At 27.0% G+C, this 23,603-nt stretch carries 27 protein-coding genes; 25 read left to right on the forward strand and 2 right to left on the reverse strand.

Going from position 1 to position 23,603, the window contains the following annotated elements:
- The first annotated feature begins 147 nt into the window (after positions 1-147).
- The 8 genes from ATCC9714_RS02670 to ATCC9714_RS02705 all read left to right on the forward strand — a co-directional run bounded on the left by ATCC9714_RS02670 (position 148) and on the right by ATCC9714_RS02705 (position 7,672).
- Entirely contained in the window at positions 148-765 is a 618-nt protein-coding gene (locus ATCC9714_RS02670) for an NUDIX hydrolase N-terminal domain-containing protein (protein WP_057544400.1), read from the forward strand.
- A 186-nt stretch (positions 766-951) separates the two neighbouring features.
- The gene (locus ATCC9714_RS02675; RefSeq protein ID WP_021124850.1) at positions 952-1,224 is read left to right on the forward strand and encodes a CD3324 family protein; all 273 of its coding nucleotides are present in this window, start codon (positions 952-954) and stop codon (positions 1,222-1,224) included.
- A gap of 152 nt (positions 1,225-1,376) precedes the next feature.
- On the forward strand, positions 1,377-2,114 hold the full coding sequence (locus ATCC9714_RS02680; RefSeq protein ID WP_054630526.1) for a class I SAM-dependent methyltransferase: 738 nt from the start codon (positions 1,377-1,379) through the stop codon (positions 2,112-2,114).
- A 55-nt stretch (positions 2,115-2,169) separates the two neighbouring features.
- Entirely contained in the window at positions 2,170-3,165 is a 996-nt protein-coding gene (locus ATCC9714_RS02685; protein WP_054630527.1) for an ATP-binding protein, read from the forward strand.
- Positions 3,166-3,267: 102 nt separating this feature from the next.
- Entirely contained in the window at positions 3,268-4,035 is a 768-nt protein-coding gene (locus ATCC9714_RS02690) for an ABC transporter ATP-binding protein (protein WP_055335061.1), read from the forward strand.
- Positions 4,025-6,046 carry an FtsX-like permease family protein gene (locus ATCC9714_RS02695; RefSeq protein ID WP_054630529.1) on the forward strand — a complete coding sequence of 674 codons (2,022 nt, stop codon included), beginning with the start codon at positions 4,025-4,027 and terminating at the stop codon, positions 6,044-6,046. Before ATCC9714_RS02690 ends, ATCC9714_RS02695 begins: the two co-directional genes overlap by 11 nt.
- Positions 6,047-6,199: 153 nt before the next feature.
- Positions 6,200-6,871, forward strand: a complete 672-nt coding sequence (locus ATCC9714_RS02700) for a response regulator transcription factor (RefSeq protein WP_021125479.1) — start codon at positions 6,200-6,202, stop codon at positions 6,869-6,871.
- Positions 6,872-7,084: 213 nt separating this feature from the next.
- Positions 7,085-7,672 carry a phosphatase PAP2 family protein gene (locus tag ATCC9714_RS02705; protein ID WP_057544402.1) on the forward strand — a complete coding sequence of 196 codons (588 nt, stop codon included), beginning with the start codon at positions 7,085-7,087 and terminating at the stop codon, positions 7,670-7,672.
- A 35-nt stretch (positions 7,673-7,707) separates the two neighbouring features.
- On the opposite strand, the gene ATCC9714_RS02710 is transcribed toward ATCC9714_RS02705, so the two are convergent.
- Positions 7,708-8,436, reverse strand: coding sequence for a type 1 glutamine amidotransferase (locus ATCC9714_RS02710; protein ID WP_057544403.1), 729 nt, complete (start codon positions 8,434-8,436; stop codon positions 7,708-7,710).
- 1 nt (position 8,437) lies between these two features.
- Positions 8,438-9,742, reverse strand: coding sequence for a Mur ligase family protein (locus tag ATCC9714_RS02715; RefSeq protein ID WP_057544404.1), 1,305 nt, complete (start codon positions 9,740-9,742; stop codon positions 8,438-8,440).
- A 429-nt stretch (positions 9,743-10,171) separates the two neighbouring features.
- Between ATCC9714_RS02715 and ATCC9714_RS02720 the strand changes: the two genes are divergently transcribed.
- The 17 genes from ATCC9714_RS02720 to mgtE all read left to right on the forward strand — a co-directional run bounded on the left by ATCC9714_RS02720 (position 10,172) and on the right by mgtE (position 23,538).
- Positions 10,172-10,687 carry a GNAT family N-acetyltransferase gene (locus ATCC9714_RS02720; protein ID WP_054630534.1) on the forward strand — a complete coding sequence of 172 codons (516 nt, stop codon included), beginning with the start codon at positions 10,172-10,174 and terminating at the stop codon, positions 10,685-10,687.
- Between the two features lie 59 nt (positions 10,688-10,746).
- On the forward strand, positions 10,747-11,718 hold the full coding sequence (locus tag ATCC9714_RS02725; protein WP_054630535.1) for a DUF4003 family protein: 972 nt from the start codon (positions 10,747-10,749) through the stop codon (positions 11,716-11,718).
- A gap of 233 nt (positions 11,719-11,951) precedes the next feature.
- On the forward strand, positions 11,952-12,893 hold the full coding sequence (gene prmA / locus ATCC9714_RS02730; protein ID WP_054630536.1) for a 50S ribosomal protein L11 methyltransferase: 942 nt from the start codon (positions 11,952-11,954) through the stop codon (positions 12,891-12,893).
- Between the two features lie 9 nt (positions 12,894-12,902).
- Positions 12,903-13,655 (forward strand): 16S rRNA (uracil(1498)-N(3))-methyltransferase, encoded by a 753-nt coding sequence (locus ATCC9714_RS02735; RefSeq protein ID WP_057544405.1) that lies wholly within the window; start codon positions 12,903-12,905, stop codon positions 13,653-13,655.
- Between the two features lies 1 nt (position 13,656).
- A complete protein-coding gene (mtaB, locus tag ATCC9714_RS02740; RefSeq protein WP_057544406.1) occupies positions 13,657-14,958 on the forward strand; it encodes a tRNA (N(6)-L-threonylcarbamoyladenosine(37)-C(2))-methylthiotransferase MtaB in 1,302 nt (433 codons plus the stop codon).
- Between the two features lie 40 nt (positions 14,959-14,998).
- Positions 14,999-15,346, forward strand: a complete 348-nt coding sequence (locus ATCC9714_RS02745) for a histidine triad nucleotide-binding protein (RefSeq protein ID WP_021125461.1) — start codon at positions 14,999-15,001, stop codon at positions 15,344-15,346.
- A 164-nt stretch (positions 15,347-15,510) separates the two neighbouring features.
- The gene (gene rpsU / locus ATCC9714_RS02750; protein ID WP_021125460.1) at positions 15,511-15,690 is read left to right on the forward strand and encodes a 30S ribosomal protein S21; all 180 of its coding nucleotides are present in this window, start codon (positions 15,511-15,513) and stop codon (positions 15,688-15,690) included.
- Between the two features lie 25 nt (positions 15,691-15,715).
- Positions 15,716-16,159, forward strand: a complete 444-nt coding sequence (locus ATCC9714_RS02755; RefSeq protein ID WP_021128986.1) for a GatB/YqeY domain-containing protein — start codon at positions 15,716-15,718, stop codon at positions 16,157-16,159.
- A 117-nt stretch (positions 16,160-16,276) separates the two neighbouring features.
- On the forward strand, positions 16,277-16,774 hold the full coding sequence (locus ATCC9714_RS02760; RefSeq protein WP_021128985.1) for a TspO/MBR family protein: 498 nt from the start codon (positions 16,277-16,279) through the stop codon (positions 16,772-16,774).
- Positions 16,775-16,920: 146 nt separating this feature from the next.
- Positions 16,921-17,157 carry a YabP/YqfC family sporulation protein gene (locus tag ATCC9714_RS02765; protein WP_021125456.1) on the forward strand — a complete coding sequence of 79 codons (237 nt, stop codon included), beginning with the start codon at positions 16,921-16,923 and terminating at the stop codon, positions 17,155-17,157.
- Between the two features lie 13 nt (positions 17,158-17,170).
- Positions 17,171-18,475, forward strand: coding sequence for a sporulation protein YqfD (gene yqfD / locus ATCC9714_RS02770; RefSeq protein ID WP_055329756.1), 1,305 nt, complete (start codon positions 17,171-17,173; stop codon positions 18,473-18,475).
- A 17-nt stretch (positions 18,476-18,492) separates the two neighbouring features.
- Positions 18,493-19,494 carry a PhoH family protein gene (locus tag ATCC9714_RS02775; RefSeq protein ID WP_021125452.1) on the forward strand — a complete coding sequence of 334 codons (1,002 nt, stop codon included), beginning with the start codon at positions 18,493-18,495 and terminating at the stop codon, positions 19,492-19,494.
- Between the two features lie 10 nt (positions 19,495-19,504).
- Positions 19,505-19,963 (forward strand): rRNA maturation RNase YbeY, encoded by a 459-nt coding sequence (gene ybeY / locus ATCC9714_RS02780; RefSeq protein WP_021125451.1) that lies wholly within the window; start codon positions 19,505-19,507, stop codon positions 19,961-19,963.
- 4 nt (positions 19,964-19,967) lie between these two features.
- On the forward strand, positions 19,968-20,681 hold the full coding sequence (locus ATCC9714_RS02785) for a diacylglycerol kinase (protein ID WP_021128981.1): 714 nt from the start codon (positions 19,968-19,970) through the stop codon (positions 20,679-20,681).
- Between the two features lie 135 nt (positions 20,682-20,816).
- Positions 20,817-21,218: a cytidine deaminase gene (gene cdd, locus ATCC9714_RS02790; protein WP_021125448.1), complete on the forward strand. Its 402-nt coding sequence runs from the start codon at positions 20,817-20,819 to the stop codon at positions 21,216-21,218.
- Between the two features lie 34 nt (positions 21,219-21,252).
- Positions 21,253-22,143, forward strand: a complete 891-nt coding sequence (gene era, locus ATCC9714_RS02795; protein WP_057544407.1) for a GTPase Era — start codon at positions 21,253-21,255, stop codon at positions 22,141-22,143.
- 15 nt (positions 22,144-22,158) lie between these two features.
- Positions 22,159-23,538, forward strand: a complete 1,380-nt coding sequence (mgtE, locus tag ATCC9714_RS02800) for a magnesium transporter (protein ID WP_021128978.1) — start codon at positions 22,159-22,161, stop codon at positions 23,536-23,538.
- Positions 23,539-23,603 lie beyond the last annotated feature (65 nt).

The following is a 23,603-nucleotide window of genomic DNA, read 5'->3' on the forward strand; positions in this document are numbered from 1 at the left end:
AAAATAAAAGGAGTACCATTTTGGTACTCCTTATTTTTGTATAGATTTTTATAGTTGTATAATTCAAATTATAATAAAAAAGTAGTATTATAGAACTTACAATTAAAAATTTAATGTTGTATATTTTATATATAGGGGGAGTAAAATATGAAACAAAAATGGTTAAAATGGGCAACCGAAATTCAATCTATATCTCAAGCTGGATTAATATACTCAAAAGATAAATATGACTTAGAAAGATTTAAGCAGTTAAAAGACATATCATCAGAGATTATAAGTGAGTATACAGATGTAGAAGTAGAAAAAGTAAGAGAAATAATCAATATTGAAGAGGGTTATTTAACACCAAAAGTTGATATAAGAGGAGCTATTATAAAATGCAATGAGATTTTAATGGTAAAGGAAAGTATAGATGGATTATGGAGCTTGCCTGGAGGATGGGCAGATATTAACCTATCGGTATCTGAAAATATAATAAAAGAAGCTAGAGAAGAAGCTGGAATTGATATAAAACCAATAAAAATAGTAGCTATATTAGATAAAAATAAATATAATAAACCTATAAGTGTTCAAAGTATTTATAAAATATTTATTTTATGTGATTTTATAAGTGGTAAATTTGAGAAGAATATAGAAACAGAGGAAAGTAAATTTTTTAAGTTTGATGAACTTCCTAATTTATCAACAGCAAGAAATACTAAAGAACAAATAAAAATGTGTTTTGATGCTTTTAATAAAGAAGGATTTGAAACAATATTTGACTAGAGAGGGAAAATGATTATGAAAATAAAATTTATACTGGTTACGGGATTAAGCTCTGAGCAAAGGCTGTAATAAATACTAAATAACATAATTTGCGAGGAGCTTTATCCAAAGGTTCAAATTATAATAATTTTGTGCAGTCTTTGCTAGATTATTTACAAATTAAAAATGTAGATAGGAGCAAAGGTTATGAAATATGAAAAAGCACAAAATATACTTCCACAATATATCGTTAATCTAATTCAAGAGTATACTGATGGAGGATATTTATATATACCAAGAAAAAATGAAAATAAAAAATCTTGGGGAGAAATTAGCGGGACGAAGTCTAACTTAAGAAAAAGAAACAAAGAAATATTTATAGATTACGAAAAAGGTATGAAAGTTAAAGATATAGCAAAAAAATATTATTTATCTGAAAGCAGTATAAGAAAAATAATAAGGCAAGAAAAGAATATATAATAAAAAATCGATACTGAATTTCAGTATCGATTTTTTATTATATATATGGAAAGTTTAATACAGATTTATTTTTAGATTTTTATTTAAAATAAAGTTAATGATATTATTAATAACATAAAGTATTTTATAAATTTATATAAAGGAGGATTTATATGAAAGAGAATAAGTATGATAATGAGGAATTTTTTTTGAAATATAGTCAGATGGAACGATCAATTTATGGATTAGAGTCGGCAGGTGAATGGCATGAATTAAAAAATATGCTTCCTTCATTTAAAGGTAAAAGAGTTCTTGATGTTGGCTGTGGATTTGGATGGCATTGTAGATATGCAGTTGAGAAAGAAGCTAAATATGTTCTTGGAGTTGATATTTCTAAAAAAATGTTAGATAAAGCAAGAGAACTTACTAAAAGCAAAAAAATAAATTACGAGTGTTTAGCCATAGAAGATTTACAAATCGAAGATGAAAAATTTGATATAGTAATTAGTTCTTTAGTTTTTCACTATACAAAAGATTTCGATGAAATATGTAAAAAAATTTATTGTGGTTTAGTAAATTACGGAGATTTTATATTTTCAGTAGAACACCCAATTTTTACATCTACTGAAAATCAGGACTGGATTTATAATGATGAGGGAGAAATAGTTTTTTGGCCAATTGATAATTATCAAAACGAAAAAATTAGATATACCAAGTTTTTAGGAGAAGAAGTTGTAAAATATCATAGAACTGTTACTACATATATAAATACACTTATAAAAAGTGGTTTTAGAATAGAACAAATATCAGAGCCTAAACCTCCAAATTATATGATTGAGGAAAATATATATTTAAAAAATGAGTTGAGAAGACCGATGTTTCTTATGATAGCTGCAAAAAAAGTATTATAATAAAATATATTATATATTTAACGTAAGAATCTAATATAAAAGGTGGGATTAAAGTATGAAGTTTTCTCAGTATATAAAAGATAAAATTATATCAATATTTATAATATTAATTACATGTACAATATCATCTTTGTTTATGTACATAGTAAAAATAAATATAAATTCAATATTTTTTGTGCAGTTAATGTTTTTAATGAGTATAGTATTAGTATTTATTTTAGATTTTTTTAAAAAGAAGCAATATTATGATGAATTTTTTATAGATTTTAATTCTTTAGATGAAAAATCTCATATTACTGAAATAATAAAAAAACCAAATTTTGTAGAAGGAAAAATTTTATATGATGTGTTGAAAATAGAAAATAAATATACAAATGATATAATGTCTGAATACAAAAACAATTTTATAGACTATCAACAGTATATTGAGACTTGGATTCATGAAGTGAAAACTCCTATTGCAACATCTAAATTACTTATTGAGAATAATAAAAATATAATTACTCTAAGTATAGAAGAAGAAATTGACAAAATTGATGGATATGTAGAACAAGTCTTATATCTGGCAAAAAGTGATAGTGTAGAAAAAGACTATCATATAAAGAAAGTTTATTTGAAAAATATGGTTATGAATGAAGTTAAGAAGCACTCAAAAGAAATAATTAATGAAAATATAAAACCTATAATTAGAAATTTAGATTTTTATGTTTTATCAGATGCCAAGTGGATAGAGTTTATAATAGGTCAAATAATAAACAATTCAATTAAGTATAAAGGAAATAATGCTAAAATTGAATTTTACAGTGAGAAAGAAGAAAGTAAAGTGAGTTTATATATAAAAGATAACGGATTAGGTATACAATCTCAAGATATTTCAAGAGTGTTTGAAAAAGGATTTACAGGAAGTAATGGGAGAAAAGGAAAGAACTCTACAGGAATAGGGCTATACATATGTAAAAAGTTGTGTGAAAAGTTAGATGTAGATATAAACTTATACTCAGAGTTTGAAAGAGGAACAACAATAAAATTAACTTTTACTGAAGCTGTATAAAATTTATAGCTTATATTACAATTATGTCATTTTAATGTCATATGATGATGTGGATAGGAAATTCTTCCCGTGATATTATTAAAATATGAGGAGGAAGATATTATGAATCAAGTATTAAAAGTAAAAAATATAGAAAAATATTATAGAAATAAAGGCAGTGTCACAAAGGCAGTTGATAATATAAGTTTTGAAGTAAATAAAGGTGAATTTGTTGGAATAATGGGGGCATCAGGAAGCGGAAAAAGTACATTGTTAAATTGTATAGCTACAATTGACAATGTAACCGCTGGTAATATATATATAGATAACAAAGATATAACTAAAATGAATGAAGATGATTTAGCAAATATCAGAAAACATAGTATTGGATTTATATTTCAAGATTTAAATTTATTGGATACTTTAAGTGGACGTGATAATATTGCTTTAGCACTTTCGATTTCTGGAGTTAATCAAAAAGAGATTGATAAAAAAATTAATTCAATAGCAAATCATTTAAGTATACAAAATTTGCTTGAAAAATATCCGTATGAAATGTCTGGGGGTCAAAAGCAAAAGATAGCTTGTGCAAGAGCAATAGCTACAAATCCAGCTTTAATACTAGCAGATGAACCAACTGGATCTCTAGATTCTAAATCATCAAGAATATTCTTAGAAAGTCTAGAGGAGTTAAATAAAAATTTAAATGCTACTATTTTAATGGTAACTCATGATGCTTTTACAGCCAGTTACTGCAATAGAATACTATTTATAAAAGATGGAAAAGTATTTAATGAATTAGTTAAAGGTAACTCTAGTCGTAAAGAATTTTTTAATAAAATAATTAAAGTTACATCACTTCTTGGAGGTGATAACCAATATGTTTTATAAAAAAAATACATCAGATAAAATGTTTAATGAGTTAGCTGTAAAAAATGTAAAAAAAAGTTTGAAAGATTATGCTATATATTTTATAACTCTTGTTTTTGGAGTAATACTTTTATATACTTTTAACTCGATAGAAGATCATATAAAACTATTAGGTGGAAGTGCTTATATGGAAGGATATATAGCATTTGGAAGAGGAATTATATTATTTGCATCTGTTTTTATCTGTATGATATTTGGATTTTTAATAGCTTATGCAAATAATTTTTTTATAAAACGACGTAAAAGAGAGTTTGGTGTATATACAGTACTTGGTATGAACAAAAGAGATATAAATAAGTTAATGATAAAAGAAACTTTAACAATAGGACTATCTGCTTTAATTATTGGACTAATTATAGGAATATTTGTAGCACAAGGTATTAGAGTAATTACTTTAAATATGATGAATATAGAAGATAATTCATTTAGATTTTCTATTTCAATATTAGCAATGATTAAAACTATAATATTCTTTTTACTATCTTTATATTTTGTAAATATATTTAATAAGAGAAGTATAAAAAAACATAGTTTAATAGATTTATTAAATGCAGATAAGAAAAATGAAAAGTCTATTATTACAAATAAAAGTTCTAAAATTTACTTATTTTTAATATCCATTATATTAATATTTATAGGTTATATTATAATACCTAAAGATGAACTGCCATCATGGAAGAAGTTTTTAGCAAGTAGTGCATTAATTGGATATGGGACTTATTTATTATTTTCATCTATTTCAGATTTTATAATAAATATAGTAAAAAATAATAAGATTATCTACTATAAAAAACTAAATTTATTTATTATAAACCAAATAAGTAGCTATATAAAAACTATTAATGTAGCCCTAACAGTTATATGTTTATTATTATTTTCATCTATGGTAATTATACCATTTGGTATAAGTATAGCAAAATCTTCAACATATGATTTAAAAGAAGCTACACCTTTTGATGCATCCATTAGTAAATATTATAATGAGTATACAGATAAAACATCTATAAATGATAATTTAAAAAGAGAAGGTATTAACTTTAAAAGTCTAGTATCATCTTCAGGTGAATTAGACAAATATGAATCAAAAGATGTTAAATTAAATAAGTTTGTATTAAACGGATTTAAGGCAAGTAAATATACTAACTACAAAAGCTATTTAAATGACAATGTATATTTAGTTGGACTAAGTCAATACAATCAAGCTTTGAAACAACAAGGAATTAAAGGAATAAATTTAAAAGAAGATGAGTTTGCAATAAACTGTAATTCTTATGAGTATAAAGAATTATATACTTATTATATTAAGAATAATAAAGATAAATTAAATATAGAAGGATTTAAACTTAAGCTAGGGCAAAAAAAATTATATGAAAACTCAATTGCTACAGAACAATTAGCGACAGGTTTTGGCGAAATAATAGTACCAGATAAGGTTTTATCTAAATTGAGCCCGAGAGTATCATATATGAACTTTAATTATATTAAACGTAATAATGAATATGATAATATGTTTATGAGAGAATACCAAAAACATCAAAATAATGGACTTTCATTTCTTTCAAAACTAACTATAGATGGAGAAAAAATTACAATGGATACCGTTTTAACTTTTATAGCTGTAGACCTAGGTATAATTTTATTAATATCAGCAGGAGCAGTTTTAGCACTACATCAAATTGCACAATCTAGTAAAAATAAAGATAGATTTAAATTATTAAGAGATATGGGTGCAACTAAAGGTGAAATAAAAAAATCTGTTATTATACAGGTATTGGTAACATTTAGCATTCCATTTATAGTAGCTCTTATTCACTTTAGTTTTATAGCATTGAGAATAAGAGATATAATTGCGGTTCTAACAACTGTAAATATATTAAAAGCTATTGCTATAACTATGGTAATTATATTGGTTATATATGGTATATATTTTGCTATAAGTATAGTTGAAAGTTTAAGAACTTTAGAAGAATAATATAAATTATATAAGGTTGAGTTTTATAAACTCAACTTTTTTATAGCTCTTTTTTAGGCGTGATTTATAATTGATAGCTAACTTGTTTTATTTATGGGTAATAATATAGTATTATATATTTTAGAAACTTAGTTAAAAATGAGGTGATAAATTATGGAACGAATTTTCATAGTTGAAGATGAACCAAAGTTAAGAGAAGAAATGGTTACTTTATTAGAGCGAAATGGATATAGATGTAGCATTAGTGAAGATTACGCAAATATAATAACTAATATAGAAGATGTTAAGCCAGATTTAGTACTTTTAGATATAAATTTACCTATATATGATGGCTTTTACATATGTAAAGAACTAAGACAAAACTCAGATATACCAATTATTGTGGTTACAAGTAACAAAAGTGATATGGATGAATTATTGGCCATGAATCTGGGAGCTGATGATTTTGTAAATAAGCCGTTCAACCCTCGTATACTACTTGCGCACATAGCATCGGTATTAAAAAGAGCCTATGGAAAAGAAAAAGATTTAATAATAACTCATAATGATGTAAAGTTAGATATTTTAAAAAGTATACTATCATATAAAGGAAAAAGCATAGAACTTACTAGAACGGAATTAGGAATATTAAAATTATTAATAGAGAATAAAGGAAATATTGTTCCTAGAAATGAAATAATCAGAAACCTATGGGAAATGGAAGAGTTTGTTGAGGATAATACATTAACTGTTAATGTGAATAGAATTAGACGTAAACTTGAGGATATTGGACTAGAGAATTATTTAATAACAAGAAGAGGTCAAGGTTATATGGTGATATCTTAATATAAAAATAAGAGAGTATAGTTATGCTCTCTTATTTTTATATTAAGATATAGTTTAGGTTAATATTTTATAAAATATATAAATTAATTAAATTCAAGACTCTTTTTTGTTGCATTATTCGACAAAAATTTACAATATTGTGATTGACAAAGTTCTTAAAGATATATAATATAAAAAAATAATTAGGTTCAAATAATTAGGAGGATTAAATTAATGAATTTTTGGGACACAATATTTAAAGCAATAAATGGAGTCGCAGGACAAAATCAAACTATGGATAATATAATGATGTTTTGTTCACAAAAACTACCTATAATATTAGCATTATTAGTAATAGTAGTTTATGTTGTTGGGATCGTAAAGCATAGCAAAGAAGCAAGAGCAGCAGCTGTTAACACAGTAGTATTTCTTGCAATAAATATGATTTTATCTGCTATAATAGGGAATATATGGTATGCTCAAAGACCATTCGTAAAAGATCCATCAGCTAACTTATTATATCCACATAAGCCAAACTCATCTTTTCCAAGTGATCATTCTTTAGCGAGTATGAGTATAGCTTTAGGATTAACTGCATATAATAAGGTGCTTGGAGTAGTATCAATAATAATATCAGTGTTAATAGGGGTTTCTAGAGTCTATGTTGGACATCATTATCCTGAACATGTTGTAGGATCTTACCTTATAGCTATAGTAACATTTGTTATTTATAATAAATTTTTTAGTAGAAAAGTTAGAAATTTATATCTTAATATAGAAAAAAGAACTCCTATATTAAATGGGATAGTAAAAAATAAATAATATTAAATAAAAAAAGAGTACCATTTAGGTACTCTTTATTTTACATTTAGTTTTTTTAGAATTTGATCTCTAGCCATATATTCAATACTATCATCTAATTTACATAAATCTATTTCACCATATTTACTTTCAATAGATTTTTTTATTATAAAATCAACTAGTTCTGGATTTTTAGAAAGTAATGGTCCATGAAGATATGTACCAAGTACATTATCTTTAAAAAAACCTTCAAACTTCCCCTCAAATTCATTACCATGACCATTTAGAACTTCTCCTAAAGGTGTAGACACTCCGAAAGTTTGACCACCGTGATTTTCAAATCCTACGATAAGATCATTTAAACCTTCTATATTTGGTTTTATTGCTATATTTCCTATACAACGACCTTTACTTGAACTTTCAGTGTAGTAGTCGAATAAATTTAAACCTTCTATTTTATTACCGTCTGAATCTATATAATATTTACCAAAAAGTTGGTATCCACCACAAACTAATAAAATAAATTTATTATTTATAATAGCTTTTTTTATATCTTCTCTGATATCTAAAATATCTTGGAAAATTAACATCTGGTCTTTATCAGATCCTCCACCCAAAAATATTAAATCATAATCACAAAAATCTTTGTTATCTCCAATAGAATAGGTATCGATTATACAATTAATACCTCTTTTTAAACATCTGTATTTTAATATAGTAATATTACCTAAATCGCCATATAAATCCATGATGTCAGGATACATACATAATACTTTTAATTCCAAATTAGACCCTCCTTTCTATGAGCTTTCTAATTTTACTCAGACCACTATAATTAGATAATACGTAACTATATTCTTTTTCTAAATCAATTTTATCTATAGCTTTTTCAATATTATTCTCAAAAATTAAATTACCTTTATATCCTTTGTATTTTAGCATTAATCCAACGTCGTAGCCTCGGCTTCCACTACAAATGATTTTATCTACATTGTGTTTAAATATTATTTCAAAGTTAGAATCCCATAACCAAGAAACATCTATACCATCTTGAATATTATCATTTATTGAAATTAGAACTGTTTTTAAATTTAAATCTCTAGATATATCTTTTAAAACTTCGTTTGTCCCAACTGGATTTTTTATTAAGTTTAAAACTACATACTTATTTCCTTTAATAAACTTTTCGTTTCTACCTTGGTTTAAATTAAAGCTCTTAAATACATCACAAGCATAATTCCAATTAACATCTAAAACTTTTAGAACATTTAACACAGCTATACAGTTATAAACTGTATAAATGTTATTTTTGAAAAGAGAGAGTTTTTGACCATTTACTGTAATTTGATTTGTATTTTCATCAATATCTTCACAAAAAACGCTAAAATTATTTTTACCAAATCCATCATTTTCACAATAAAATCTGCCTATATGTGAATAATTATAATAATCATAACTTAATCTTTCTTTGCATCTAGGACAGAAACGTCCTTCCATAGATTCTGATGTTTTTTTAGAATCCTTGCAGTTGTAAACACTAAAAAATTCTATATTGCTAGATTTACAGCTATCTTTGATTTTAACAACATTAGGATCATCTCCATTTAAAATTAAATGACCATCAAAATCTTTTACTATATTTTCAAATTTTTGGACAATATTATCCATTTCTCCAACACGATCTAGTTGATCTCTAAATAAGTTTGAAACTAAAAACACTGATGTATTTAGTTTTTTAAATAAATTAGGAACAGTTAATTCGTCAACTTCTAAAACAATTACATCAGCTTTTATATTTAAATTTAAATCTGAATGTTTACATAATAAAGTTGCTATTCCTGTCTTAAGGTTATTACCTTTTATATTAGATATGATATTGACATTAGCTTTTTTTAATGATTCAAAAATCAAATTGTTTATAGTTGTTTTTCCGTTAGTACCAGTTATTACAACAACATTTTTAGGATAATTAAATTTATCAAATAAATTTTTATCCATTTTTAAAGCTAACTTACCAGGCAATGACCCCCCTTTTCCAAATAATTCTAGAAATAATATTAATAATTTTATTAAAATAATCTTTATCCTCAAAACAAACCTCCAAATTAGTATCTTTTACTACAAATTTTACCAACTTATACTAGGATAAGGCAATAAAACTTTTTGTTACTTCAATGTGTAAAGAATCAGAAAATTTTGAAAATGTTTTTGGTTTGAAATTTATTAAATTAAATATATTTATTTATAAAATAAAAAATAAATATTAGATATAATTGGGAATTAATTCAAATTGTTGAAATATCAATGGATACATGGATTTAAAATGATTGGGAGATTACATAATATACCTTTAAATAGGATTTTTTATTTAAGTTAAAATACAATCCTTTAAAAAAGATGTAAAATTTATGTAACAAATAAATATAAAAATATTTATATATAAACTTTTGATAATTTAAAGAAAAATACTAAGATATAAACTAAAATTATAATAAATATATATTTAAAGTGGGGTGTATTATGAAGGTAATAATAAGACCAGTCAAAATAGAAGATTCACAATCTATAAATGAAATAAGAAGGATGAAGGGTGTGAAAGAAAATACACTGGCAATAAGTTCAGAGAGAGTAGAAAGAACTAAAAGAACAACGGAAAACTTAGATAGTAATAATCACACTATGGTAGCTGAGATAATAGAAAATAATAATAAAAAAGTAGTTGGATTGGCATCTTTAAATGTGAATGCATCTCCTAGGATAAGGCATAGTGCAAGTATAGGCATAAGTGTGCATGCTGATTATCAAGGGATGGGAATAGGTAAAAAATTAATGAAAGAATTGATTGATTTATCTGATAATTGGCTTATGTTAGTAAGGTTAGAACTAGGAGTATATACTGATAATGAAAAGGCTTTAAAATTGTACAAATCTTTAGGTTTTGAGGAAGAAGGATTAAAAAAATATTCAGCGATAAGGGATGGAAAATACGTAGATGAAATAATGATGGGCAGATATAATAAAAATGTAATAAATTAAATAAAGATTATAGCAACAAAAATTTAAGTTCGATAACTTATTCCAAAAGGAGGAAGGTTATGGATTATAAAGTGAAACTTTTAACTAAAAATTTTGATGAGTTAAAACAGGTAAAGTCAGCGTATGGAATAGGAATGGTTTTACATGGATGTGCTCTTAGCTATACTGTAAAAAATAAAAATATAGATCATAAGCATGTAAATAATTGTATAGATTTAATAAGAGAAAATACAACGATTTTTTCAGATTTTAGAGGAAACACTTCAGTAAATACAGCCGTATTATTATCATATCAACCAAATCCAAAAGAAAGTTTAGATGAAATACTAGAAATTCATAAAAAGTTAAGGCATAAAAAGTTTTATTCAAGTTATGAATTAGCACTAGTTGCAAATATGATATATGAAAATAAAGAAAACATACATATAGATGAATTTATTGAAAGAATGAAGTTTGTAAATGAAAAAATGAGGTTAAACCATCCTTGTTTAACCTCTGTTGATGACTATTTAAGTGCGTGTACAATAACACTGATTTCTAAAAATATTGAGCAAGATTTAGAAAATATGGAAAAAGCTTATGAATATCTAAGTAAAAATGGATTTCATAAAAATAATACACTTCAAAGCTTATCTCAAGTAATCTCTTTAACCCAAAAAGAAAATATATGGAGAGAATGTAAAAGTATAAAAAAAGAATTAGAAAGAAGTAAATGTAAATTTCATGAATTTGGATATCCGTTAATAGGGGTAATTGCACTCTTAGAATTAAAAGATATAGGGCAAGTGATAAGATATATAAAGGAAACCTCAAATATATTAAAAAATCATGAAGGTTATGGAAACTTTTCTTTAGGCGAAAGGTATAGAAATGTTATAGGAGGTATTTTAGTAGTATCAAAATATACAAATGACATAGATATAAATCAATTTATAATAGATAAAGTAATAGAAGATATAAATAAAGGTATGAATATAGCTATAACAACTGCAACTACAAGTTCTATTTTAACGAATACATCGTTAACATAAGTAATAAAAAGCTATAAAGTTAAATTTTTTAACTTTATAGCTTTTTATTTTACGGTTTTTAGTTAGTCAAGTTGAAATACTTTCTAATTTGTAAATGCACTTATATTAAAATAAAAGTAGTGTTTAGGGTAAATAGTATTTTAAAGTATAAAAGATTATTTTAAAAGATAATAATAAATATGATATAATAAAGTTTACGAAAAACAGGAATTTTAAAAGGAGCGTGTACATAGATGAAATGGGCAGAAATAACTATTAAAACAACAACTGAAGCAGTTGAAGCCATAACTAATATATTATATGAACAAAATGTAGGAGGAGTATCTATAGAAGATCCTAAAGACTTCAAATTCCAAAAAAAGCATGAATATGATTGGGATTTTGTTGAAGAAGAGATATTTAATAGCGGATATGATGGAGTTATAATAAAAACTTATATAACAGAAGAAAGAGATGTTACGGATGACATTAAAATAATAAAAGAAAAAATAGACGGATTAAAAGAGTTTGGAATAGATGTAGGAGAAGCTATAGTAGAGCTTTCACAAGTAGACGAAGAAGATTGGGCTAATGAGTGGAAAAACTATTATAAACCAACTAAAATAGGTGAAAAAATAGTAGTAAAACCAACTTGGGAAGAATATGAAGCTCAAGATTCTGATTTAATAATAGAGTTAGACCCAGGTATGGCATTTGGTACGGGTACACATGAAACAACAAGTATGTGTATAAGAGAATTAGAAAAATACGTAAAGCCAGATTCTAAAGTATTTGATATAGGATGCGGAAGTGGAATACTTGCAATAGCTGCAGCTAAACTTGGAGCAAAAGATGTATTAGCTGTAGATTTAGATGAAGTAGCTGTAAAAGTATCTAAAGAAAATGTTGAATTAAATAAAGTAGAAGGAAGTGTAACTGCACTTCATGGAAACTTAATGGAAGTTGTAAAGGATAAAGCAGACATAGTAGTAGCAAATATAATAGCAGATATAATAAAAATATTAGCTAAAGATATAAAACAATTTATGAAAGATGATGCTGTATTTATATCTTCAGGAATAATTCATGCTAAAGTAGATGAAGTTAAAGAAGCTTTAACTGAAAATGGACTTGAAATAGTACATGTAGAATCTTTAGGTGAATGGAATGCTATAGTATCTAAAATAGCGAAGTAGGTGAAATTCATGGATAGATTTTTTGTAGAAAAGAAAAATGTAAATCTTGAAAATAACACATGTATTATAGAAGGTGAAGACGTAAAACATATTTCAAAGGTCTTAAGATGTAGAGTTGGAGAAGAGTTAGAAATATGTGATAATGATAATAATGAATATATATGTGAAATAACTAGTATAGATAAATCTGAGGTTCAACTTAATATAATGGATAAAGTGGATATAAAGAGAGAGTCAGATTTAAAAATAAAAGTATATCAAGGACTTCCAAAGGGGCCAAAGATGGAAATGATACTTCAAAAACTAACTGAAGTAGGGGTTGATGAAATCATACTAGTTCAAACTAAAAGAACAGTTGTAAAAGTTGAAGATAAAAAAGAAGACAAGAAAATCGAAAGATGGGAAAGAATAATATATGAAGCTGCAAAGCAAAGTAAGCGTGGTAAAATTCCCAAATTAAGAGGTATTTTAAGTTTTAAAGAAGCTTTATCTGATATGAGTAATAATGACTTAAACATAGCTCCATATGAAAATGAAAGAACAAAATCTATAAAACAAGCAATAAAAGGCCAGGACATAAATAATATAGGTATTTTCGTAGGACCAGAAGGTGGATTTGAAGATACTGAAATTAAAGATATAGAAGATATAGGTGGTCAATCAGTTTCTCTTGGACCAAGAATTTTAAGAACTGAAACAGCGTCACTTGTAGCTTCATCTATAGTATTATACGAATTAAGCGACTTAGGAGGAGGCGAATAAAGTGAAAAAAGTAGCTTTTTATACATTAGGATGCAAAGTAAATCAATATGAAACAGAAGCTATGCTTGAAATGTTTAAAAAAGATGGATATGTTCAAGTTGATAGTGAAGATTTTGCGGATGTTTATGTAATAAATACTTGTACAGTAACACATATGAGTGATAGAAAATCACGTCAATATATAAGAAGGATGAAAAAGAAAAATCCAGATGCTATAATAGCTGTTGTTGGGTGTTACTCTCAAGTTTCACCAGAAGAAATACTTGAAATAGAAGAAGTTAACTTAGTTATGGGTACTAACGAAAGAAGACAGATAGTTGAAGAAATTAAAAAATTAGATGCTTCTAAAAAAGCTAGTACAGTAGATGATATAATGAAAGTTAGAGCTTTTGAAGAAATAGAAATAAATCAAGCTAATGGAAGAACTAGAGCATTTATGAAAATTCAAGATGGATGTGATAGATTCTGTTCTTACTGTATAATACCGTATGCTAGAGGTGGAAAAGTAAGAAGTAGAGATTTAGAAAGTATAGTAAATGAAGCTAAAAAATTAGCTGATAATGGATACACAGAAATAGTTCTAACAGGTATACACGTTGCATCATATGGAAAAGATTTAAAAGATGCGAAGATAAATTTATTAAGTGTTATAAAATCTATAAATGAAATAGAAGGTGTAAAAAGAATCAGATTAAGTTCTGTTGAGCCTATACTACTTACAGATGAATTTATAGATACAGTTTCTAGAATGCCAAAAGTATGCCCTCATTATCATTTATCTCTTCAAAGTGGATGTGATGAAACTTTAAAGAGAATGAATAGAAGATATACTACGACTGAATATAAAGAAATAGTTGAAAAATTAAGAAAAAAAATGCCTAATGTGGCAATAACTACAGATGTAATTGTAGGATTCCCTGGGGAGACTAACAATGAATTTAGTGAAACATATAAATATCTAAGTGATATTAAGCTTTCACAAATGCATATATTTAAATATTCTCCAAGAAAAGGAACACCAGCTGCAACTATGGAAAATCAAATAGACCCACAAATTAAACAATTAAGAAGTGATAAATTAATAGCTCTTAATAAGAAGAACTTCACAGAATTTGCAAGTAAGTTTATAGGTGAAGAATTCGAGGTTTTATTTGAGCAAAATATAGAAAAAAACAAATTTGAGGGATTAACTCCTAACTATATAAGAGTAGTTGTGGAGAGCAATGAAGATATTCATGGTAAAATAATAAAAACTAAAATTTCTGATGTAAAAGATGAATATGTAGAAGGAATTTTAGTATAATATGTAGAAATAATAAATCTTATAGATAGGAGGTGTAATCATGAGTTGTATATTTTGTAAAATAATAAATGGAGAGATTCCATCAAGTAAAGTCTATGAAGATGATAAGGTTCTAGCTTTTAATGATATAAATCCAGTTGCACCACTACATGTGTTAGTTATACCTAAAAAACACTATGAATCTATAATAGATATAGATGAGAAGGATATGGATATAATTGCACATATTCATAATGTTATTAATAAAATAGTTAAGGAAAAAGGATATGACAAGACTGGCTTTAGAATAATAAATAACTGTGGAGATGATGGATGTCAAGAAGTAAAACACATCCACTATCATGTATTAGCTGGTAAAAAATTAGACTGGTATGATGCTGAGAAATAAGTTTATATAAATTAAAAAATAAAAGTGATTATTAATAAAAATACTTGAAAAAATAAAAATATTAGTTTATAATAAACAAAGTGTGAGGTTGTAATGCATATTATGCAGATATAATCGAGTTACAGTCCCAGCATAATTTGCGCTATCGGAGGGAGGGAAAAAGAATGTCAGAAGTAAGAGTAAGAGAAAATGAAACATTAGACAGCGCTTTAAGAAGATTTAAGCGTTCATGTGCTATGTCTGGCATAATGTCTGAAGTAAGAAAAAGAGAACACTATGATAAGCCAAGCGTAAGACGTAAGAAAAAAGCTGAAGCTGCTAGAAGAAAAAATGCTAAGAAATAATTTTTTTAGATAAGAGGTGAGGGAGATGTCCCTTAAAACTAAATTGCAAGATGATTTAAAACTTGCTATGAAAAACAAAGATACAGTAAAAAAATCTGTTGTTACATTAATAAGAGCTGAGATCAAACAGCGTGAAGTTGACACTAGAACAGAACTTGGTGATGACGAAATTATAGACGTAATAACAAAACAGTTAAAGCAACGTAGAGATGCTATGACTGAATTTGCTAAAGCATCAAGAGACGATTTAGTTCAGGAAGCTGAAGCTGAGATTGAAGTATTAATGGAATACCTACCTCGACAGCTGAGCAAAGAAGAATTAAATGAGATAGTCAAAGAAACTATATCTGAAGTAGGAGCTACTTCTATGAAAGATATGGGTAAAATCATGGCAGCTATAAAACCTAAAACAAAAGGTAGAGCTGACGGAAAAATGATAAATGAGTTAGTTAAATCTAACTTACAATAGATAGAAAAGCCTAGAGCGAGAGCTCTAGGCTTTTTGCTTTGTCCAAAAAATAGGAATAATATAAAAAGAATGTACATATTTATAAATTAAATAGAGGATGAGGAGAGGGTGAAGTAATTGATTATTTCTACAAAGGATGTAAAAAACTTTATAGTAAGTGTTTTAATACCACTTATAGTTGGTTTTTCAAGTAGCTATATAGCTCAACTTATAAGTAAATCGGATATAAGTTCAAGTTATGGAAAATTAATAAAACCTGGATTTTTTCCACCTTCCTATATATTTCCTATAGTATGGACGATTTTATATATATTAATGGGAATATCAGCTTATTTAATTGCAAAAAATGGATTAAATAGTTTAAAGGTTAGGGATGCAATGTTTTATTATTGGCTACAACTAGGATTAAACTTTATATGGTCTATACTTTTCTTTGGATTAGAATTAAGATTAACTGCATTGGTTGTTGTGGGTCTTACAATAATAATAGTTATAATAATGATAATTAAATTTACTCAAATAGATAAAAGAGCAGCTTACTTAAATTTACCATACTTAGCTTGGCTATTTTATGCATTTTTCTTAAATTATGTATCTTGGTCGATAAATAGATAAAAAATAAAAGCCAGCTTGGCTTTATTTTTTTATCAACAAAAAGTCTCCAAATTTATATTTAGTACATATTATTATATAGAGCTTAGTTATTAATACAAGTAATTAAAATTAGATATGTACATAGAATATATTAAGGGGGTATGGGTATGATAGAGGTTCCAACTGATTTACAGGTTCATCAACCTACGGTAACGATTTTAAGTAATACATTTATAAGTATAGAGAATTACAAATCTATTCTTGAATATGATGTAAACTTAATTAAAATAAAAACAAAAATAAATACTATAAAAGTAATTGGAGATAAACTATATCTAAAATATATTACTGATACAGAGATTGGAATAAAAGGAATTATATATAGTGTAGAATACACTACATAGGGGGGAAATACTTTTGATAAGTTATATTAGGGGATACTATGTGATAACAGTAGAGGGTATAAATACAGAAAAATTTTTAAATACCCTTATAAGAAACAGAGTGAATGTATATGATGTTAAGAGAATCTCAAATTCTAAGCTACAATTTAAGGTAGATAGAAAAGATATGAAAACTTTTAAAAATATATACAAAAATAGCAAATATGAAGTTAAAGTTAAACAAAAGATGGGAGTTCCTTTTCTGGCCAAACGTATTTATAAACAAACAGGAATGTGGATTTGTGCTATAATTTCATTGACTTTATTAATGGGAACTTCCTTATTTGTTACGGATGTATATATACAGGCTCCGGAAGGAATAGATAAAGGTGAACTTAGAAAAGAACTTAAAGAGGTTGGTATAAAACCAGGTGTATATAAAAAAAGCATCGAAAGAAAAGAAGTAAGAGACCATATAATGAATGAGTTTAATGATATAGCCTATGTTTCTATAAATGTCAAAGGAACTAATATATTTGTTACAGTAACCAAGAAAGATGAGTCTTTAGAAGAGAAAAAAGAAACTAATTATTGTAATATAATTGCAAAAAAAAATGGTATAATAAATAAAGTGATACCAAGAAGTGGAAGCCAGCTAGTCAATGTAGGTGATATAGTAAGGACTGGTGATGTATTGGTTTCTGGAGCAAATACAAAATCCATACCAGAAGTATGGGCTATTACTTTTTATGAATCAAAGCAAAATGCAAGTTACATAGAACAGACTAAAGTAAGAACGGGAAATAAAAAACGAGTATATTCTATAAGTTTTTATGATAAAAAGTTTGTGTTAAGAAGAAATATAGATTTTAAAAATTATGAAATCGAAAATAAAGTTCATGAATTTAAATTAGGAAATTATACATTTCCTATAAAGATACAAACAAGTACTTTTCATGAAGTTAATATAAAAGAAGTAAAAAAAGACAAGGAAGAAGTAAAAAAGAAATTAAAAGAAAAAGCACTTAAAGATTTAGAATATGCTATACCTGTTGATTCTAGAATAAAAAATGTAAAACATCAGTATAAATTTAAAAAAGATAAATTAGAATATACAGTAACGGTGGACACTTTAGAAAACATAGCCAAAGTACATTCTTTAAGTAAATCTGAAGCTGAAGAATTAATAAAACAAGAAAATGAGAAAAAAGCAAAGGATGATGAACCGATACCTTCAAATCCAGAAAAAAGACCAATAAATGATATCAGAAATGAATTTAAAGATATAAATAATGAAGAAAATGAAAAAGATAAAGATAAACAAAATAATAATAACTAAACTAAGGAGGACTAAATTTGATAGTACAAAAGAGTTTTGAAATAACAGATGATAAATTTGAAAGAGAATTATTTGGAAATTTTGATGAGAATATAAAAATTATAGAATCGAGCTTAAATGTAGATGTATTATTAAGAGAGGGAAAAATAGTTTTTATAGGGCAGCCTAAAAACGTAGAGAAAACTATAGAATTTATAAATGAATTATATAAAAATTTTCAAAAGGGAAAGACTTTAGACAAACAAAGTATTACTTATGCAATAGAGTTATTAAATGAAGGAAACAAAGAACAAATAGAGGAGCTTGAGGATATTATTGCAGTAACTAAAAAAGGTAGAGAAGTAAAGCCAAAAACCATAGGTCAAAAGCATTATATCAATTTAATTAGGAATAATGATATAACTCTTGGAGTAGGACCTGCAGGTACTGGAAAAACTTACCTTGCAGTAGCTATGGCTGTCAGAGCCTTTAAAAAAGATGAAATAAGTAGAATAATATTAACAAGACCAGCAGTTGAAGCTGGAGAAAGCTTAGGTTTTTTACCAGGAGATATGAAGGATAAGGTAGATCCATACTTAAGACCTTTATATGATGCTCTATTTGATATGTTAGGTGATGAAAAGTGTGCTAAATACTTAGAAAGAGGTATAATAGAAGTAGCACCATTAGCATTTATGAGAGGGCGTACACTTGACAATGCCTTTATAATATTAGATGAAGCACAAAATACCACTCCAGAGCAAATGAAGATGTTTTTAACAAGACTTGGATTTGGATCAAAAGCTGTTGTGACAGGAGATTTAACACAAATAGACTTACCAAGTAAAACTAAGAGCGGTCTTATACAGTCAATGGAAGTTTTAAAAGATGTAGATGGAGTTGGAATAAATAAATTTACTGAAAAAGATGTTGTGAGACATGAATTAGTCCAAAGAATAATAAAAGCGTATGAAAAATTTGATGAAGCTCAAGAGCTAAAGAAGATAAATTATAAAACTGAAAACAAAAGAAGCAAATAGGAGAGACATTATGGAAATTATATTAGATGATAGACAAGATAAAATTAAAGTAAGTGAAGAACTTTTAGAAAAAATACATGATATAATAGTAGAAAGTTTACATTATGAAGGTTATGACGATAATTATGAAGTAAGTCTATCTTTTGTTGATAATGAAGAAATACATGAGTTAAATAGACAATATAGAGGAGTAGATAGAGCTACAGATGTTTTATCATTCCCACTTTTGACAGATGATTTTGATGTAGAAATAGAAGAAGAGTCTCTAGGAGATATAGTTATATCTTTAGAGAGGGCTTTAGAACAAAGCGAAGAGTATAATCATAGCTTTGAAAGAGAAGTTTGTTTTTTAGTATGTCATAGTATGTTCCATTTATTAGGTTATGACCATGATACAGAAGAAAATACTAAAGATATGAGAAAAAGAGAAGAAGACGTGTTAAACAAGCTTAATATAACGAGGGAGTAAATTTATGGGTAAAAAGAAAGCTAAGCAAGGCATAATAAAAGCCTTTAATGCGGCTATTGCAGGAATACTATATACCTTCAAACATGAAAGGAATATGAAAATACACTATTTTGTAGCAGCACTGGTTCTTACTGCTAGCTTATTTTGTGAATTTAATAGATTTGAAATGATGATTTTACTTTTTACAATAAGTTTAGTTGTAATATCTGAAATGTTTAACACTGCTATAGAAAAAACTGTAGATATGGTAACAGATACGTACCATCCTTTAGCAAAAATTGCAAAAGATGTTGCTGCTGGGGGTGTTTTAATAGCTAGTTTAAATGCATGTGTAGTTGGATATTTACTTTTTTATGATAAGGTAGAAGCTATAGGGGAGCCTGTATTTTTTGCAATAAGAAAATCGCCTATACATGTCACGCTTATATGTATAGTCTTAGTTTTAATAGCAGTAGTTGTAGTTAAGTCACTAACTGCAACAGGAACACCATTACAAGGTGGAATGCCAAGTGGCCACTCTGCATTAGCTTTTGCGCTTGCTACATTAGTAACTTTTATGACAGAGAGAACAGTAGCATCAACTCTTGCATATTTAATGGCAGGGTTAGTAGCACAAAGTAGAATCGAAGGAAAGATACATACATTTTGGGAAACTATAGCAGGGGCTTTACTTGGAATTTTAGTAGCTATGCTTGTTTTACAGATAGCTCAATACTAAGAAGTGGGAAATTTATTCCCGCTTTTTTTAAAAGTAAATAGAAATATACTTTTTTCTTTATTTCTATTTTGGTATAATGTAATGTACTACTTAAAATAAGAAGGTACCAGTGGCCTTTAAGGGAGGTTAATATAGATGAATAATAAAGAACTATTAGAAATAGCCGAAAAAGCAAGGGAAAACTCTTACTCACCATATTCAAACTTTAAGGTTGGAGCAGCACTTTTAACAAAGAGTGGTAAAGTTTTCACAGGATGTAATGTAGAATGTGCATCCTTTTCTGGAACAAATTGTGCAGAAAGAACTGCAATATTTAAGGCTATATCTGAAGGATACAAAGATATAGAGGCAATCGCAATTGCCAGCACAAACTCTGAAAAAAATGAGGCTACATATCCATGTGCAATATGCAGACAGGTTATAATAGAGTTTGGACCAGATATAAGAATAATAACTGGATACTCAAAAGGAGATATGCAAGAACATACTATAGCAGAGTTAGTTCCACATTACTTCTCAGGTAGCGAGTTTAAATAAAAAACAAAAGACAAATTGAAAAGAGGAATCAAAAATGTTTAAATCAGGATTTGTTAGTATAGTAGGAAGACCGAATGTTGGTAAATCTACTCTTATGAATAATGTAGTAGGAGAAAAAATTGCTATAATGAGTGATAAACCTCAGACTACAAGAAATACTATACAAGCAGTATATACGGATAAAGATTGTCAAATAGTATTTTTAGATACACCAGGAATACACAAACCTAAAAATAAATTAGGTGAGTTCATGGTTAAATCTGCAACAGATGCATTTAAAAATGTAGATGTAGTTTTATATGTTGTTGACGAGTCTAAAAAAATTGGACCTGGGGACAGAATGATAATAGAAAACTTAAGAGGAATAAAAACTCCTAAGATATTAGTATTAAATAAAATAGATATGTTAAGTGAAGAAGAATTATTTGACTTAATAAAAATGTATGATGCTGAAAATATGTTTGATGCTATAGTTCCAATATCAGCATTAAAAGGAAAAAACACAGATCGATTATTAAAGGTAATAGAAGGATACTTACAAGAAGGTCCTAAATACTTCCCAGATTATATGATAACAGATCAACCAGAAAGGGTATTAATATCAGAACTTATAAGAGAAAAAGTTCTTCATTATGTTCATGATGAAATACCTCATGGAGTTGCTGTAGAAATAGAAAGAATGAGAAAAAGACCAGATAAGGATATAATAGATATATCTGCTGTTATTTACTGTGAAAGAGACTCACATAAGGGTATAATAATAGGTAAGAATGGTAGAAAATTAAAAGGTATAGGTAAATCAGCTAGGGAAGAAATAGAGCTATTACTAGGTTCTCAAATTAACCTTCAAATATGGGTTAAGGTAAAAGAAAACTGGAGAAACTTACAAAGCTTTATAAACAACTTTGGCTATACAGATAAATAATAAAAGGTGGGTTTTATGGATAGGAAAGACGAGCATTCCAAGGACTTATTAAATCAGGTTGAAGATTTAATAGAAAATAATAAAATATTAGAATTAAGAGAACTAATGGAGGAATATCATAACAGAGATATTTTTGATATTCTTGAAAGTTTAGATGAAGATAAACAAATAAAATTATTTGAAATATTGCCAATAGATATGGCAGCATCAATACTTGATGAAACTGACTCTGAATTTTTCAAACATATACTTTCAAAACTAAACACAGAACATAAAGCTAATATATTAGAAATGATGTCACTAGATGATATGGCTGATATTTTAGCAGAATTAGACGAAAGTGAAAGAGAAGAGATAATTAACTTACTAAATCAAGAAGATGCACAGGATGTTAAGGAACTTCTTATATATGAAGAAGAGTCTGCCGGTGGTATAATGACTACAGGTTATATAGCTATAAAAAAAGATATGACTGCTAAAGAAGCTATAGCTTATATGAGAGAACAGGCTGAAGATGCTGAAACTATATATTATATATATGTAGTAGATAATTTAGAAAAATTAGTTGGAGTCTTATCATTAAGAGAGCTTATTATAGCTAGAGAAGATATTGTAGTGGAAGATTTAATGAGTGAAAATATAATCTCTGTTTATGTAGATGAAGACAGAGAAAAAGCAGTTAAATTAGTTTCTAAGTACGATTTAATTGCAATTCCAGTAGTGAGTAGAGATGAAACTTTAAAAGGGATTATAACTGTGGATGATGTAATTGACGTTATAGAAGAAGAAGCTAGCGAAGATATGTATAAATTTGCTGGTACCTCAGAACAAGAAAGAGATATAATAGAACAAAACAATGTAGATCCAAAGGATCAAGTTATATCTTCTTTTAAAGCTAGAATACCATGGCTTGTTATTACTTTAATAGGAGGATTCTTGGCGACTCTTATATTATCGAGTTTTGACTATGTAATTGATTCAAAATATTTTCCTTTAATATACTTTGTACCAATAGTAACTGGAATGGGTGGAAATATTGGGACACAAGCTTCAGCTCTTACGGTTATGGCATTATCTAATAAACATTTAAATTTTAAAAATGTTTTATTAGAGGGATTAGTAGGCGTATTTACAGGAATAATTTGCAGTTTAATTATTGGTATAGCTACTTACGTTTTTGTCAAGGATATAAATATAGTTTTAATAGTATCTTTATCGCTATTGATAAATATGATAATAGGGGCTATGATAGGCTCATCAATGCCTATGTTATTTAAAAAATTTGACGTAGATCCATCAATAGTTTCTGCGCCATTAATAGCTACAGCCCTTGATATAATTGGAATGACGATTTATTTTTTAATAACAACCATTATATTGTCAAAAATTGTCTAACAACTTAATGCATTATTTCCCCCTTTCTTACTAAAAATATAATATAAGAGTAATGAAGGGGGTTT

Origin of the sequence: Paraclostridium sordellii (assembly GCF_000953675.1) — a bacterium.
In the GTDB taxonomy this organism is placed as follows: Bacteria; Bacillota; Clostridia; order Peptostreptococcales; family Peptostreptococcaceae; genus Paraclostridium; species Paraclostridium sordellii.

Excerpts from the sequence above, each read along its gene's own strand:
- ATCC9714_RS02670 (WP_057544400.1), top strand. The coding sequence starts at position 148 with ATGAAACAAAAATGGTTAAAATGGGCAACCGAAATTCAATCTATATCT.
- ATCC9714_RS02675 (WP_021124850.1), top strand. The coding sequence starts at position 952 with ATGAAATATGAAAAAGCACAAAATATACTTCCACAATATATCGTTAAT.
- ATCC9714_RS02680 (WP_054630526.1), top strand. The coding sequence starts at position 1,377 with ATGAAAGAGAATAAGTATGATAATGAGGAATTTTTTTTGAAATATAGT.
- ATCC9714_RS02685 (WP_054630527.1), top strand. The coding sequence starts at position 2,170 with ATGAAGTTTTCTCAGTATATAAAAGATAAAATTATATCAATATTTATA.
- ATCC9714_RS02690 (WP_055335061.1), top strand. The coding sequence starts at position 3,268 with ATGAATCAAGTATTAAAAGTAAAAAATATAGAAAAATATTATAGAAAT.
- ATCC9714_RS02695 (WP_054630529.1), top strand. The coding sequence starts at position 4,025 with ATGTTTTATAAAAAAAATACATCAGATAAAATGTTTAATGAGTTAGCT.
- ATCC9714_RS02700 (WP_021125479.1), top strand. The coding sequence starts at position 6,200 with ATGGAACGAATTTTCATAGTTGAAGATGAACCAAAGTTAAGAGAAGAA.
- ATCC9714_RS02705 (WP_057544402.1), top strand. The coding sequence starts at position 7,085 with ATGAATTTTTGGGACACAATATTTAAAGCAATAAATGGAGTCGCAGGA.
- ATCC9714_RS02720 (WP_054630534.1), top strand. The coding sequence starts at position 10,172 with ATGAAGGTAATAATAAGACCAGTCAAAATAGAAGATTCACAATCTATA.
- ATCC9714_RS02725 (WP_054630535.1), top strand. The coding sequence starts at position 10,747 with ATGGATTATAAAGTGAAACTTTTAACTAAAAATTTTGATGAGTTAAAA.
- prmA (WP_054630536.1), top strand. The coding sequence starts at position 11,952 with ATGAAATGGGCAGAAATAACTATTAAAACAACAACTGAAGCAGTTGAA.
- ATCC9714_RS02735 (WP_057544405.1), top strand. The coding sequence starts at position 12,903 with ATGGATAGATTTTTTGTAGAAAAGAAAAATGTAAATCTTGAAAATAAC.
- ATCC9714_RS02745 (WP_021125461.1), top strand. The coding sequence starts at position 14,999 with ATGAGTTGTATATTTTGTAAAATAATAAATGGAGAGATTCCATCAAGT.
- rpsU (WP_021125460.1), top strand. The coding sequence starts at position 15,511 with ATGTCAGAAGTAAGAGTAAGAGAAAATGAAACATTAGACAGCGCTTTA.
- ATCC9714_RS02755 (WP_021128986.1), top strand. The coding sequence starts at position 15,716 with ATGTCCCTTAAAACTAAATTGCAAGATGATTTAAAACTTGCTATGAAA.
- ATCC9714_RS02765 (WP_021125456.1), top strand. The coding sequence starts at position 16,921 with ATGATAGAGGTTCCAACTGATTTACAGGTTCATCAACCTACGGTAACG.
- ybeY (WP_021125451.1), top strand. The coding sequence starts at position 19,505 with ATGGAAATTATATTAGATGATAGACAAGATAAAATTAAAGTAAGTGAA.
- ATCC9714_RS02785 (WP_021128981.1), top strand. The coding sequence starts at position 19,968 with ATGGGTAAAAAGAAAGCTAAGCAAGGCATAATAAAAGCCTTTAATGCG.
- cdd (WP_021125448.1), top strand. The coding sequence starts at position 20,817 with ATGAATAATAAAGAACTATTAGAAATAGCCGAAAAAGCAAGGGAAAAC.
- era (WP_057544407.1), top strand. The coding sequence starts at position 21,253 with ATGTTTAAATCAGGATTTGTTAGTATAGTAGGAAGACCGAATGTTGGT.
- mgtE (WP_021128978.1), top strand. The coding sequence starts at position 22,159 with ATGGATAGGAAAGACGAGCATTCCAAGGACTTATTAAATCAGGTTGAA.